Annotated in this window: 15 protein-coding genes; 5 read left to right on the plus strand and 10 right to left on the minus strand. The window is 64.3% G+C overall.

Annotated features, from left to right (window positions below):
• Window positions 1-255 precede the first annotated feature (255 nt).
• Window positions 256-1935 (minus strand): metallophosphoesterase family protein, encoded by a 1680-nt coding sequence (locus FB389_RS02985; RefSeq protein WP_142111294.1) that lies wholly within the window; start codon window positions 1933-1935, stop codon window positions 256-258.
• 286 nt (window positions 1936-2221) lie between these two features.
• On the opposite strand from FB389_RS02985, the gene mqo reads away from it, so the two are divergent.
• The 3 genes from mqo (at window position 2222) to FB389_RS03000 (ending at window position 4668) form a co-directional block, all read left to right on the plus strand.
• Entirely contained in the window at window positions 2222-3658 is a 1437-nt protein-coding gene (gene mqo / locus FB389_RS02990) for a malate dehydrogenase (quinone) (RefSeq protein ID WP_142113465.1), read from the plus strand.
• Window positions 3651-4103, plus strand: a complete 453-nt coding sequence (rnhA, locus tag FB389_RS02995) for a ribonuclease HI (RefSeq protein ID WP_211344937.1) — start codon at window positions 3651-3653, stop codon at window positions 4101-4103. The genes mqo and rnhA overlap by 8 nt, the downstream gene beginning before the upstream one ends.
• A gap of 121 nt (window positions 4104-4224) precedes the next feature.
• Window positions 4225-4668 (plus strand): Dps family protein, encoded by a 444-nt coding sequence (locus FB389_RS03000; protein ID WP_142111295.1) that lies wholly within the window; start codon window positions 4225-4227, stop codon window positions 4666-4668.
• Window positions 4669-4761: 93 nt separating this feature from the next.
• Here the strand turns inward: FB389_RS03000 and FB389_RS03005 are convergent, their stop codons facing one another.
• Window positions 4762-5619, minus strand: coding sequence for an aldo/keto reductase (locus FB389_RS03005; protein WP_142111296.1), 858 nt, complete (start codon window positions 5617-5619; stop codon window positions 4762-4764).
• Between the two features lie 164 nt (window positions 5620-5783).
• Here FB389_RS03005 and FB389_RS03010 point away from each other — a divergent pair, with 164 nt between their 5' ends.
• The gene (locus FB389_RS03010) at window positions 5784-6152 is read left to right on the plus strand and encodes a GntR family transcriptional regulator (protein WP_246043489.1); all 369 of its coding nucleotides are present in this window, start codon (window positions 5784-5786) and stop codon (window positions 6150-6152) included.
• On the opposite strand, the gene FB389_RS03015 is transcribed toward FB389_RS03010, so the two are convergent.
• A complete protein-coding gene (locus FB389_RS03015; RefSeq protein WP_142111298.1) occupies window positions 6149-6364 on the minus strand; it encodes an SCO4848 family membrane protein in 216 nt (71 codons plus the stop codon). The two genes, FB389_RS03010 and FB389_RS03015, sit on opposite strands and share 4 nt — an antisense overlap.
• A 56-nt stretch (window positions 6365-6420) precedes the next feature.
• Here FB389_RS03015 and FB389_RS10820 point away from each other — a divergent pair, with 56 nt between their 5' ends.
• The gene (locus FB389_RS10820) at window positions 6421-7365 is read left to right on the plus strand and encodes a GTP pyrophosphokinase (RefSeq protein ID WP_211344938.1); all 945 of its coding nucleotides are present in this window, start codon (window positions 6421-6423) and stop codon (window positions 7363-7365) included.
• Here the strand turns inward: FB389_RS10820 and FB389_RS03025 are convergent.
• The 7 genes from FB389_RS03025 to FB389_RS03055 all read right to left on the minus strand — a co-directional run bounded on the left by FB389_RS03025 (window position 7362) and on the right by FB389_RS03055 (window position 13372).
• Window positions 7362-8051: a CE1759 family FMN reductase gene (locus FB389_RS03025; RefSeq protein WP_246043490.1), complete on the minus strand. Its 690-nt coding sequence runs from the start codon at window positions 8049-8051 to the stop codon at window positions 7362-7364. The genes FB389_RS10820 and FB389_RS03025 overlap by 4 nt on opposite strands.
• A gap of 10 nt (window positions 8052-8061) precedes the next feature.
• The gene (locus FB389_RS03030; protein ID WP_211344939.1) at window positions 8062-8520 is read right to left on the minus strand and encodes a MarR family winged helix-turn-helix transcriptional regulator; all 459 of its coding nucleotides are present in this window, start codon (window positions 8518-8520) and stop codon (window positions 8062-8064) included.
• A 28-nt stretch (window positions 8521-8548) separates the two neighbouring features.
• Window positions 8549-9736 carry a CE1758 family FMN-dependent luciferase-like monooxygenase gene (locus FB389_RS03035; RefSeq protein WP_142111300.1) on the minus strand — a complete coding sequence of 396 codons (1188 nt, stop codon included), beginning with the start codon at window positions 9734-9736 and terminating at the stop codon, window positions 8549-8551.
• A gap of 242 nt (window positions 9737-9978) precedes the next feature.
• A complete protein-coding gene (locus FB389_RS03040; protein WP_142111301.1) occupies window positions 9979-10923 on the minus strand; it encodes a GGDEF domain-containing protein in 945 nt (314 codons plus the stop codon).
• A gap of 81 nt (window positions 10924-11004) precedes the next feature.
• Window positions 11005-12129 (minus strand): ATP-dependent 6-phosphofructokinase, encoded by a 1125-nt coding sequence (locus tag FB389_RS03045; RefSeq protein WP_142111302.1) that lies wholly within the window; start codon window positions 12127-12129, stop codon window positions 11005-11007.
• Between the two features lie 62 nt (window positions 12130-12191).
• Window positions 12192-12839: an NAD(P)H-binding protein gene (locus tag FB389_RS03050; protein WP_142111303.1), complete on the minus strand. Its 648-nt coding sequence runs from the start codon at window positions 12837-12839 to the stop codon at window positions 12192-12194.
• Window positions 12840-12940: 101 nt separating this feature from the next.
• A complete protein-coding gene (locus FB389_RS03055; RefSeq protein WP_142113470.1) occupies window positions 12941-13372 on the minus strand; it encodes an OsmC family peroxiredoxin in 432 nt (143 codons plus the stop codon).
• Window positions 13373-13417 lie beyond the last annotated feature (45 nt).

Genomic DNA, 13417 nt, shown 5'->3' on the forward strand with positions numbered 1-13417 from the left:
ACAAAAGGCTCACATCCGCGCAAATCCGCACCGGATCGGCGCTTTGCCCCAGCATTTTTACCCTTTTAGAGCGCCAAACATCCAAAAAGTCCGGAAGATGACCGCGGGGGGTGCACAATACCTGTGCCGCGGTCCCTGTGCCGCAGCGCTCCCTTCCTCCTCGGAATCGTCGCCCGCGCCCGCGCCCGCGCCTTTGCATACTGCGAAGACATCCGACCCGTTGCGATCTGAGTGCTCACCCACCCACCAACGCACCTACGCGAACTGCGAAGGTAGCGGGAACGCAGTTACCTCGCCGATGTCGACGGACGCATCGGTGTGAACCGTAACGACACGGTAGTCGACGATTCGCCGCTGCACTCGATCGAACGTGAGCACCGTCATTTCCGCGTCGCCGCGCAGCGGACCCAACGTTGGTTCGCCCTCCGTGGCCCCCGCCGATGACGCGTTGACGTACTCCACGCCCGACCCCCGCGCTTCAGGCCCCACGCGACGGTGCATGTGCCCCGAGATGAGGTACGGCGCGCACCCGGCGTCAAGGGCGGGACGCCCCTCGTACGGAGTGTGAATCAACAGGAGGTCGGGGGCCTCGTCGCAAGCTGTTTTTATGATCCGGGATTGAAAATCGCTTGCGCTCTCGCTCCGCGCGAGTGAAGTACCGGAACCGAAGTTGGTCTTCCATGGGTCCAGATCGCCAAGGATTCTCACCCCATCGACGCTCACGGTTTGGCCCCGCAGCACTGTCGCTCCGGCGGCCTCGAACTGGTCGGCCGTCAGGTCGGAATCGTGATTCCCGCCCGCGTACACGAGCGTTGCCTCCTTCGGAACGGCGCGCATCAAGGATTCGGGGCACGTCTGCTCGACCGCGGTGCCATCGATCGTCGCATCGCCCGCGTTCAAGATGATGCTCGCGCCCGATTCGCGCGCCAGTGTCCCGACCAACGGACTCATGGAGATATTGCAGTGCATGTCACTTATCACCAGCATCGTGACAAGATCCACGTCATTTTCCGACGAGGCCATCTCTCCCCCCGCGGCGCCGGACGGCGCCGCGGACCCCTGCGACCCAGAAGCAGCCGCATCCCCCGCGCCCGACTGCCCAGACAGACCCTGCGAACCAGAAGCAGCCGCATCGCCTGCGCCCGCGGCGTTCCCGGCGGGGCTGATCGTCGGCGTCGCCGCGGCCAGCTGCCACTGCCGTTCGAGATTGGTGTTCGCTTCGCTGTAGAACTCGTCGTTCTCTTTGAACGCGTCTATGACCTGTCCGCCGTACTGTTCGAGGACGCCGCCGAGGCGACCTGTGATCCTGGTTCCGGCGAGGGCCGTTCCGGCAAATACAGTGGCTCCCGGCACCGACCGCGCCCTCACCGCGTCGCGGCTGGCCGCCGCGGCAACGCCTGTGCCGATGAGCAGTGCGCCGACGCACACCCAAGGAGCGGTCAGCGCGGCGGCGCGCCGCACCGACGCTCCGCGCCTTCGTCCGACCAGCACCGCGACGGCACCGACCGCGACAGCCAACCAAACCGTGTCCAGAAGAAAGGTCCGGCCCGCATCGCGGATGAGGCCGGTCGCAACGAGTTGCAGGGTGTCTTGTGGGCTCGCGAAGAGGGTCAGGTACCGTTGCAGGTCGCCTGTCAGGCTCGTCGCAACATCGGTGCGTTCGAGTCCCGTGTAACTCTCCGGAATCTCGTGGACCTGCACACCTATGCCGATCGGCCCGGGGGCCGGGGAGGGGCGTTGGATAGTTCCAAGCGGCCCCAGATCGATCGTCAAAGTTCCGGACGTGGTCACGGCGTACGTCGCCATATGGGGCCCGAACGGAGCGACTGTTGTCGCGGTCAGCGCCGCGTGCAGTGCCGCCGCGATGACGAGCGCAAGCGCCACTAACAGGCCCGAAAGCCAGCGCCGGCGCGGTTTGCGGATCGATGCCATCATCCCATTGTCGCAAATCGGTGTGATAGATCCCGAATTGCCCCCAGGCGCGGCGCGCTCGGTTTGTTTAGATCGCAACTTGCCATTTCGAACGGCCGCCCCAAACCCCGAGCACAGGTCCCTACCGCGCCTAGCCGCACGGATCCACCTGGGCGGACCGCCGCCACAGGCGCCCCACTCCAGAACTCAGGAATGACCTGCAAGGGTCCAAAGGACTACGATTGCCGACATGCCCGGCAATGTTCTGGCGCCCGCGAGCGCCGCCTCACTCACCGATGAGCGCCCCATCATGTTCAACGACGATGTACCCCTAGCGGGCCAGCATTTCGATGCAGTCCTGGTGGGCGGCGGAATTATGAGCGCGACGCTCGGCACCTTCTTGTCAATTGTCGAGCCCGGCTGGCGCATCCTGCTGGTCGAGAGGCTCGATGATGTGGCACTCGAAAGCTCGAACCCGTGGAACAACGCCGGGACCGGGCACGCGGCCCTGTGCGAGCTGAATTACACCCCGCAGCGCCCGGATGGATCCATCGACGTTACTAAGGCCCTGGCGATCAACCGGCAGTTCGAACTGTCGCGACAATTCTGGGCTTCGTTAGTGCGCCGCGGTCTCTTGACGGACCCGACCAGGTTCCTGTCGGTAACCCCGCACATGACCTTGGTGCACGGGCAGGACAACGTCGACTACCTAGCTCGCAGGCACGCGGCGCTTTCAGTTCACCCGGGCTTTTCCGCGATGGAATACTCGGCCGATCCAGAGCAGATTCGCCAGTGGGCGCCTTTGCTCGTCGATGGACGCACCACCAGCACGCCGATCGCCGCAACGAGGGTTGCGCAGGGCACGGACGTCAATTTTGGCGCTCTCACGCACGACCTGATCTCGATACTGAAATCACGAGGCGCGAACGTGCTGACCGGGCACGAGGTCAAGGGACTGCGAAAGGTCGGGGATCGGTGGCGCGTGCGCCTGCGCGACGGATCGTGGAACGCCCGCCGCCGCCGGGTGGACATCACCGCGAATTTCGTGTTCGTGGGCGCTGGCGGGTACGCCTTGCCGCTGCTACAACGATCCGGGATCAAGGAGATCCGCGGCTACGGCGGGTTCCCGATTTCAGGCAAGTTCCTGCGCACGTTCAACCCGCAAGTCGTCGCGGCCCACCAGGCAAAGGTCTACGGCAAAGCGGCCGTGGGCTCCCCGCCCATGTCCGTCCCGCACTTAGACACGCGCGTCGTCGATGGCCGCGAAGCGCTCCTTTTCGGCCCCTATGCGGGCTTCAGCCCGCGGTACCTGAAATCGGGTTCCGTCTTTGACCTTGTCCGTTCCCTGCGACCATCCAACATCGTCTCAATGCTGGGCGCGGGACTGCACAACGTCGACTTGACCGGATACCTCATTGGGCAGTTGGCGGCACGCGACGAAACCCAGTTCAAGGCTCTTATGGAGTTCTATCCGCGGGCACGACCCGCTGACTGGGAATGGATCACGGCGGGTCAGCGCGTCCAGGTGATCAAGCGGGACAAGAAGGACGGTGGCCGGTTGGAGTTCGGCACTGAGTTGGTCCTCGGTGACGAAGGGTCGATCGCGGGGCTGCTCGGTGCATCTCCGGGGGCATCGACCGCCGTATCGACGATGATCGATGTCTTGCAACGCTGCTTCGTAGACCGCATCGACGCATGGCGGCCCCAGCTCGCGGAACTGGTTCCCGCGGCCTTCGGCGATGAGTGAGGAGAAGGCACCACCGCAGGTCGAAATGTGGACAGATGGTGCGTGCAAGGGGAACCCGGGCCCCGGCGGGTGGGGTGCACTGCTCAAGTCCGGGCCGCACGTCAAGGAACTGTGGGGTGGAGAGGCGGTCACCACGAACAATCGCATGGAGTTGACCGCCGTCATCAAGGCCCTTGGCGCGCTCAAGAGTCCCAGCCGTGTCACCTTGCACGTTGATTCGACCTACGTCATGAACGGCACCACCAAGTGGATTCATGGTTGGAAGCGCAACGGGTGGCGAACCAGCGACAAAAAGCCGGTCAAGAACGAGGACCTGTGGCGTCAACTCGATGCAGCGCTCGCCACGCATCAGGTCGTTTGGAAGTGGGTCAAGGGACATGCGGGTGACCCCGGCAATGAAAAGGCGGACGAGCTGGCCAACCGGGGTGTTGCCGAAATCCGCTAGGGCAATCCAGGCCTTCCCAAAGCCCCACCAAAGCCGCCCCGAATCCGCATATAAGGTGTTCCTGACCGCCGCGCCGCGGCGATCCTCGATATGCTGGATCGACCCTATCTAGGAGGTAACCATGCCAACCGCTTCGCCGCGAACCGCGGAAATTCTGCAGGCCACCCTCGTCGATCTGATCGATCTTTCGTTGCTCGGCAAACAGGCCCATTGGAATGTGCACGGACCACACTTTCGCTCGATTCACCTCGAATTGGACGAGATAGTCACCGACGTCCGCAACTCCTACGACACGGTCGCCGAGCGCCTGGCGCAGTTGGGCGTCTCCCCAGACGGTCGCGCCGCAACGATTGCTTCGTCTTCCCAGGTGGACGACATCGGCGCGGGCCCCATCGGTTCCGACAAGGTGGTGCGGATCTTCTCCGAACGCATTGATGCTGTCAGCGACCGCATCAAGGCCGTGCTTCCGGAACTGGACGAGGACATGCTCACGCAGGACCACCTGATAGCAATCGGCCAGAATCTGGACCAGCACGCCTGGTTCCTGCGCTCGCAGATCAAGTAGCAGGTAGACCGGCAAAGAGCAGCGAGGGGGCGCACCGAGCATTCGGTGCGCCCCCTCGCTGCGTCTCAACGCGAGCGTAATGCCAAAGGATTCTCAGAATTCCTCGTAGACAGCCGGATCCTGGTTCGCAAGACGCCCATCTTCGCGGCCCAGTGAGGTAATGGCGGCGATGTCCTCGTCGCTCAATGTGAAATCGAAAATGCTGAGGTTTTCCAATTGGCGCGACGGTGTGGCCGACTTCGGCAGCGGGATCGTACCAAGCTGCGTGTGCCAGCGCAGAATCACCTGCACCGGGGATTTGCCGTGCTTTGCCGCGATCTGTTGCACGATAGGCTCGCTCGCCACCGTGTTGCCGCGCCCCACGGGACTCCACGACTCCGTCTGGATGCCCAATTCCCGGTGCACCTTGATGGCATCGATCTGCGGGAAGTAGGGGTGAAATTCGATCTGGTTGATGACGGGGACCACTCCCGTCGCATCGATGACGGCGTGCAGGTGCTCGGGCAGAAAGTTGGAGACGCCCACGGCCTTGATGAGTCCGTCTTTCATCAGGTCAACCAGCGCGCGGTACGCCTCAACGTACTTGCCGACCTGCGGGTTCGGCCAGTGAATCAGGTACAGGTCGATGTAGTCCAACCCGGTGCGATACACCGATTCCTGGACGGTGGTGATCGCCTGGTCGTACTGCTGGTGGCGGCCGGGGAGCTTGGAGGTGACGAAAATCTGGTCCCTGGGAACCTGCGACGTTCGCACGGCGTGGCCGACCGTGCCCTCGTTTTCGTAGTTGAACGCGGAGTCAACCAGCCGGTATCCGACGTCCAGCGCCGAACCGATCGCTTTCGAACCATCGACACCATTCAATTTGTAGGTGCCAAGGCCAACGGCGGGGATTTGCGTACCGTTGTTGAGTCGCACGGCGGGTACAAAGGGTTGCGCGGGGGAAGTTGTCATGTTTTTCAGGTTACGCCCCTTGCGAGGATCCGGCGATGCGATGGCGAGTCCACTGCGGCCCGCACCGCCGGGCGAGTACCCGAAATATTGGCATGGCACCCGCCCACACCGCCACCGCGCGCGGGCTAAGGTTGAACCACACCCCACACGAAAGGTCGCGAACCGTGGACATCGGATACGACCCGGCCAGCCCCCTGTCCCCCTTCGAGCAGGTGCGCACGAGGATCGCCGCGATGGTCACCGGCGGGGACCTACGCGCAGGCGAACGCCTGCCCACCGTCCGCACCCTGGCTTCCGAACTGGGCCTGGCCGTCAACACGGTGGCGCGGTCCTACCGCGAGCTCGAAGCCGCGGGCATCATCGAAACTCGCGGGCGGCAAGGCACATTCGTCAGCTCGGCAGCCGACCACGCGGATCAGGCCCAGCGGCGGGCAGTCGCCGATTTCGTGCGGATTGCAACAGATCTTAACCTCGGCTGCGACCAGGCATTGACGCTGGTCGCCGAGGAGTTTGCCGCGCGAGGAGGCGACTAGGCGACAAGCGCCGCGACGACGCCCGCCAGCGAGACCAGGGTCACGACCCCGACCGCCGCGAACAGCACCCGGTGCACGCGCAGGAACTTCGTGGGCCTGCCCGCGGCATCCCGGGAGCGCTCGTCCGCATTGACTCTGCGCACAAACTGCGGCCAAACCGCGCAGTTGAAGGCGACATTGAGGGCGAGCAGGATTATCAGGACCGTGTGCATGGCCCCACCCTACTGGCATGCGCGGGCCACCCAGCAAACGTGCCTACGATAGTGACATGAGCGACACCGAAGTACCCACTCCGGCCGATCTACTCGATTTTTTCGGCGCGCCGGATGGCTTGGAGCAACTCGAATCCCTGCGCGACGAATTCACGCGCTTCATGCTCCAATACAAGTTCGCGATTGACGAAATCCTCACCAAGGTCAACATTCTTAGGGACGAGTTCTCTCATCTACACAACGAAAACCCCATCGAACACATCACCTCGCGCGTAAAATCGCCCGCCTCAGTGTTGGGGAAGATCGAGCGCAAGGGGTGCGCGGCCAATTTTGATGCGATCAAGAGGTCGATCTTTGATATCGCCGGGGTGCGAATCGTGTGCTCCTTTGTTCCCGATATCTACCGGGTTCTCGAGGCGCTAAGCATGCAGGACGATCTGACCATTTTGGAAGTCAAGGACTACATCGCGAACCCGAAACCGAATGGGTACCGCAGTCTGCACCTGATCTGCACGGTGCCGGTGTTTTTGTCGTCTGGGACGGAACACGTGCCGGTCGAAATCCAGATTCGCACGATCGCGATGGACTTTTGGGCGTCCTTGGAACACAAGATCTACTACAAATACGAACGCCAGGTGCCGCCCGAAATCGTGGCGGGTCTTACCGATTCGGCGCGCGTGGCCGCCGATCTGGACGACAAGATGATGAGCTTACGCGACCAGGTCCGCAGCCTCGCCCCCCCGCCGGGGAAGGCCGCGGCACGCCCGGATCGGACGGTGGCGCCGCACCAGGCCCTGGTCCCGCAGCTCCAGTTGGTGGAGCGCTTGGCGCAGCTGCGCCGCGCCCGCGGCGTGGGCGCGGGCACGGGCACGGGCGCAGGCGCAGGCACAGGCACAGGCACAGGCACAGGCACAGGCACAAGCACAAGCACAAGCACAAGCACAAGCACAAGCACAGGCACAAGCACAGGCACAAGCACAGGCACAGGCACAGGCAGCTAGTTAGCGGAACCGCCCGTTGCGAGCCGCATCAAATCGGTGTCAAAGTCTATGGCGTCTACTTCCCCGCGTTCGGCGGCAACAGACTCGAACGAGCGACCGTAGGCGGTGCGGTTGACGTCCAACACTCGTGCCCGAACGCCCGCGCCCACCAAGACCGCAAATTCGCCGGCGGCACGCTTGATCCGCTCGGTCAGTGCCGAGGGGCGCGCCCAATCTTCCGTAGCGGCGAATACACCGGTCGGCACGGTGAACGCCCGCAAGTAGGAAAACAGCGGCCGCATGGCCGATTCGATGACGAGCGCATGGCGCGGCGTGCCCGCGGTGGCGGCAAGCAGAACCGGCATCGCGATGAGGCTATCGTCGTCGGCGATGTCGAAGAATGACTTGAACAGCCCCGTCATCCCTGCCTTGAACACGGGCGAAACGGCGATGAGCCCGTCGGCGCCGCGGACTGCATCCATGGCGTCCCGCAAGGCTTGGGAGGTGATACCACCGGCGGCGGCAGCCGCGATATCCGCGGCGAGCGGCCGCAGGTCAATGACGCGAAAATCGACCCGCGCATCCGCGTCGCGGCTCACAATGTGGTCGCGGGCCGCAAGGCCGATTCGCTCGGCGAGCATCCGGGTGGTCGAGGGGTCGGACACACCCGCGCTTACAGCCACCAACGATAGTGTCTTCGGATCCACAGTAATTCTCCTAGGTCAGTTTCGCGGCGAGCGCGGTCAGGGTCGCCATTTCTTCTCGGTCCAGATGCTGCCACATGCGTTCGGCAACGATCTTCCCGTGCCGTGTTCCAACCGCGCGCTGCAGCTCGCGCCCGCGGTCGCTCAGTCCCAGCAGCACCGACCTGCGGTCGTCCGGATCGTCGGCTCTGGTCACCAGCCCGCGGCACACCAGGCGGTCGATCAGGCGCGACAGCGCGGGCTGGCTGAGCACGACGCCGCGCAGCACTTCGGACTGGCGCACCGGGCCGCGCGCCTTCGACAGCGTGTAGAGCACGTCGTATTCGCGCGCGCTTATCTGGTCCCAAATGTCGTCGGCCAGAAACCCGCGCATCATCGAGGCGTGCGCGCGCAGCAGGGTTTCCCAGGCCAGGTTCGCAATTTTGATCGCCTCGCGATCGAGGCCCCCTTGCGCAACCGCGGGATCAGGCATTCGTGTGTCGGAGGTAGTCATCGGCGTCTCACAGCGCCGGCATGACGGCTGGCTTCGCGGGGTCCGAATCCTGGTAGGGAGAGGTTCCGGTCACGTTATCGCCGCGATTGGCGTTGGGGCGCGGCTGGCGAGCCGGCTTGTCCCCATATTTTTTATGGACGAGTTCCCCGTGCGTCGGGGCCTCCGCCACCCCATCGGCGCGCCGCGCCGCCATTTCCTTCCGCACGACGGGGAGGATCTGCTCACCGATGATGTCGAGCTGTTCCAGGACGGTCTTGACGGGCAGCCCGCCGTGGTCGACCAGGAACATCTGGCGTTGGTAGTCACCAAAGTACTCGGGCAACTCCATGATCCGGTCGATGACCTGCTGCGGACTGCCGACAAACAATGGTGTCGCCTCGCTTACGGTTTCCAAGTCGGGACCGCCACCATAGACGGGCGACGAATCGAAGTAGGGGCGGAACTCGTTCATCGCATCTTGCGAATTGGGGCGGACAAACAGTTGCGACCCCACGCCAACAATCGCCTGCTTTTGGGTGCCGTGACCGTAGTGCTCGAAGCGGCGCCTGTAAAGCTCGATGAGTTTTTGGAAGTGGCGCATGGGCCAGAAGATCCCGTTGGCGAAGAATCCGTCGCCGTAGTAGGCGGCCTGCTCGGCGATTTCCGGGGTGCGGATCGAGCCGTGCCAGACGAACGGCGGCACGTCGTCAAGGGGGCGCGGCGTCGAGGTGAACCCCTGCAACGGCGTCCTGTAGCGCCCCTCGAAATCGACCACGTCGTTGTGCCACAGCTTGTGCAGCAGGTTGTAGTTTTCGAGGGCAAGCGGGAGCGATTCGCGAATGTCCTTGCCGAACCAGGGATACACCGGGGCGGTGTTCCCGCGGCCGAGCATCAGGTCCATCCGCCCGCCGGAGAGGTGCTGGAGCATCGAGTATTCTTCGGCGATGCGCACCGGGTCGTTCGTTGTGATCAGGGTGGTCGAGGTCGACAGAACGATTTTTTCTGTCTGCGCCGCGATGTACGCCAGGAAGGTTGTCGGCGCCGAGGTGTAGAACGGCGAGTTGTGGTGTTCGCCGGTGGCGTAGACGTCGAAGCCTGCATCTTCGGCCTTCTTGGCGATCGCCACCGCGTTGCGGATCCGTTCGGCCTCCGATGGAGTAATGCCGCTGACCGGGTCGCGCGTTACGTCGCCCACTGTGAAAATCCCGAACTGCATTGCAACCACTCCATCCGAGCGCGAGACTGCGTTCTTGTATGCGTTTGCATACAATCATACGTAACCGCGCGCGGATCAGAAATGTTCCCGGAATAATGTGGCGCTGGTCACCTTCACGCGATCATCGGGTCGCGCATCCCGGCCGGGGCCGGACCGCTGGGCCGCGCTGCCCCCGGCCCGGTTGGCTGGCTGGCCAGTTGGCTGGCTGGACAGCCAGGCGCATCAGCGCAGGTGACGGCGGGTCAGCGGCGGCGATCCGCCCGCAGCCGTTCCTCGGCCACCCTCATCAAGTCATCCGCGCTCGTGATCGTTCCGCTCGTCCAGCTCACTCCAAAATTGAAGTCCGGCCACACTGACTGCGGAATTCCCCGCGGGACGCAAGCCAAACCGCGAACCTGCGACTCCCGGATCGCGTCAACGCTCGCCGCTATGGTCAATTCGTCGGCGTCGGGGAGGGAGACTGCCACGGAAAAGACGCGGCCCGATATCCTTCCGACTTCGGCCCCCGGCGCCCGGTGATTCCCCAACGATTCACTCACCGCTCGCAGCACCGCGTCGCCCCCGTTGCTCCCGTATGCGGCATTGATCTTCCCAAGTGCACGCACGCGCACCAGCAAGAGTGCGATGCGGGCGCGCCCGCCCGCCGCCTTCTCGCACCGGCGAGCGAGGTCCGCCATAACGGCCAGCCTCGTGGGGATTCCCGTCAAGGCGTCGCGGCGCGTGCGGGCGGACAAAGCGGATACGAGCGCCCTCGTCACGTCGCCCGACTCGGCGTATCGCCACTGCTCCCCCGCCACGACAATCGGGTCGTACCGCCGTTTGAAGCCGCGCGCCATGGCCCGCGCCGCAGCGTCCGCAATAAGCACCTCGGGCCCCAGCACCAGGGGTGCAAAGTCGGTGATCTCTTCCACCCGGCGCCGCGAGTGCACGGCCCGGCCGTAGCCCAGCCGACCCGTCAACATCATCCCGTAGTGGGCGCGCGTGATGAGGCCAAAGCTGTTCGGATCGTTCCCGGCGACGCCGACGAATCGCAGGCGTTCGGCTCGAAACAGCAGTTCGAGTTCGCTCACCGGCATTTCGGCGCTGACCACGTGCAGATCCTGCGCGATTTGCCCCAGGGATCGCACTCCACCCACGGCAATCGACGGTTCCGTAAGGGGGCTATTCGCATATGTTTCGTGAAGCACCCGCCCAGTTTCGCATCGCCGCGGGGAGCCATCGGCCCAGGTCAGCGACAGTTTGGTGAGTGTTCACGATCGCTTCAAGGCCTAGTCACCTAACCCGGTGCCAACCTTCCTGGCGGCCTGGACCCACGCGTGATCCGGCGGAACCAACTTCGTCTTTCCGGAAACCTTTGCCAACGGCACCGGCACCGCTTCTTCTCCCTTGGCGGCCACCATCACACCAAATTCGCCGTCGGCTACCAGATCAGCGGCGGCAGCACCCAGTCGAGTCGCGAGGACGCGGTCCGCGGCCGATGGCGACCCGCCACGCTGGACGTACCCCAAAATCGTCACCCGCGCCTCGAGCCCCGTCGCGGCCTCGAGCTCACGCGCCAGCGTGAACGTGTGCTCCCGCTGGGTATCCTCGACATTTCGCAGGTGCGCCCGCGCGGCCCGCTGCTGCTCGGGCGTCTTCGCCGCCTTCACTAAAAGGCGCGCTGCTTCGTAGTCCGCGGAATCCTTCACGTCGCGCGCGCCCTCCGCCACCGCGACGACGGAGAAGCTGGACCCCCGCCGCGTGCGCTCCCCGATGGTGCGTGCGACCGACTCAACCGTGTACGGGATCTCGGGGATCAAGATGATGTCGGCCCCGCCAGCGATCCCCGCGCCCAGCGTCAGCCATCCGGCGCGGTGCCCCATGATCTCGGTGAGGATGATCCGGTGGTGCGAGTGCGCGGTCGAATGGACGCGGTCGATCGCGTCCGTGGCAATTTCCATCGCGGTGGCGAATCCAAACGTCGTATCCGTCTCGGCAATGTCGTTGTCGATTGTTTTCGGCAAGTGGATGACGTTGAGCCCGGCGTCGACCAGGCGCTTCGCGTTCTTCGCGGTGCCGCCGCCGCCAAGCATAATGAGGCCGTCGAGGCCCTCCCGCTCGTAGTTCTCTACGACCGTCGGCACCATGTCGACGGGGCCATCCGGGGTCGTGAACTTGTGCACCTTTTCACGCGAGGTGCCCAGGATTGTGCCGCCAATAGTCAAGATGCCCGCCAGGGCCCGGCCGTCCAGGGGTTCGTGTCGGTCCTCGACAAGCCCGGTGATGCCGTCGCGAAACCCCAGCAGCTCCATGTGGTAGTGGCCGACCGCGGTCTTCCCGAATCCGCGAATGGCCGCATTCAGTCCCGGGCTATCGCCGCCAGCAGTGAGAATCCCAACCTTCTTGGCAGCCATGGCGCTCTCCTCTTTGTGGTAAACGTGGTGGTCGAGATTCTATGCGACCGCAGACACAGCGCCTACACGGCAGCGGCGGCCTGCGCGATCGGGGTCTCCCCTGAAACCACGTCGAATTGCCGACGCTCGCCGTGCCCGGTGACCGCAAGCTCGCAAAGAAGGTCGGCGACATCCGCCCTCGTTATCTCCCCCCGCGCCAAGTCTTGGCCCAACGTTATGCGCCCGGTGGCCGCCCCGTCCGTGAGCCTGCCCGGGCGCACGATGGTCCAGGCAAGGTCGCGGGCTCGCACCGACGCATCGGCTTCGGCCTTGGCTCGCAAATAGATTTGAAACACGTCGGTGCTGCCCGGGTCCGCTAGGTCCGCTCCCATCGCGGAGACCACGATGAGCCGCGCCACTCCAGCTATTTCCGACGCGTCTGCGGCCAGCATCGCACCATCGCGGTCGACCGACCACTTCCTTTCGGCACCGGAGCCGGCGCCCGCTCCCGCGGCGAATACGACGACATCTGCTCCCCGCACGGTTTCGGTCACCTCGCCAAGGCTCGCATTCTCGATATCGAGAAGCACCCCCGTCGCACCGACCCGCTCCACGTCTGCGACGTGAAGCGGGTTACGGACGGCACTCACAACGCGCTGTCCGCGGTCCGCCAGCGCGCGCGCAAGGAGCAAGGCGACTTTCCCGTGGCCACCGATGATCACTACCTTCATAGCCACCGAGACTACCCGCATGGCCGCCGCTGTGTGGCCACCGGCGACCGCGCGAACAGCCGAAACCACCAGCGGGCGCGCAACGCCGACCGACCGCGCGGTCAGTCCTGCGCGAGCGTCGCCTGGAGCGTTATGTCGATGCCGGACAGTGCGACCGAGACAGGGCACCCCGATTTCGCTTCCGCGGCAATTCGCTGGAAATCCTGCTCCGAAATGCCCGGGACGCTTGCCGTCACCGTCAGTGCGCTGCCGGTGATGCCTACACCCGGCTTGAAACCGACGGATGCGGCGACATCGACGGAGGTGGGAGGGGTACCGAACTCCGTCAGCGCGTTGCTGAATGCCATGGCGAAACACGCCGAATGCGCCGCCGCAATCAGTTCCTCGGGAGTAGTTGTCTTGTCGGAGCCCTCTGAACGCGCCTTCCAATCGACAGGCAGGTCAGCTGCGCCCGAACTCACCAGATTCACCCGACCGGATCCCTCGAACAGGGTTCCCTGCCACTTTGTTGCAGCCTTGCTCACGACCATGATGGCCTCCTTCAATCGGTTCGGTTGTTGCATGACCACTGTTGCACA

Source organism: Rarobacter incanus (assembly GCF_006715765.1).
Classification (GTDB): Bacteria; Actinomycetota; Actinomycetes; order Actinomycetales; family Cellulomonadaceae; genus Rarobacter; species Rarobacter incanus.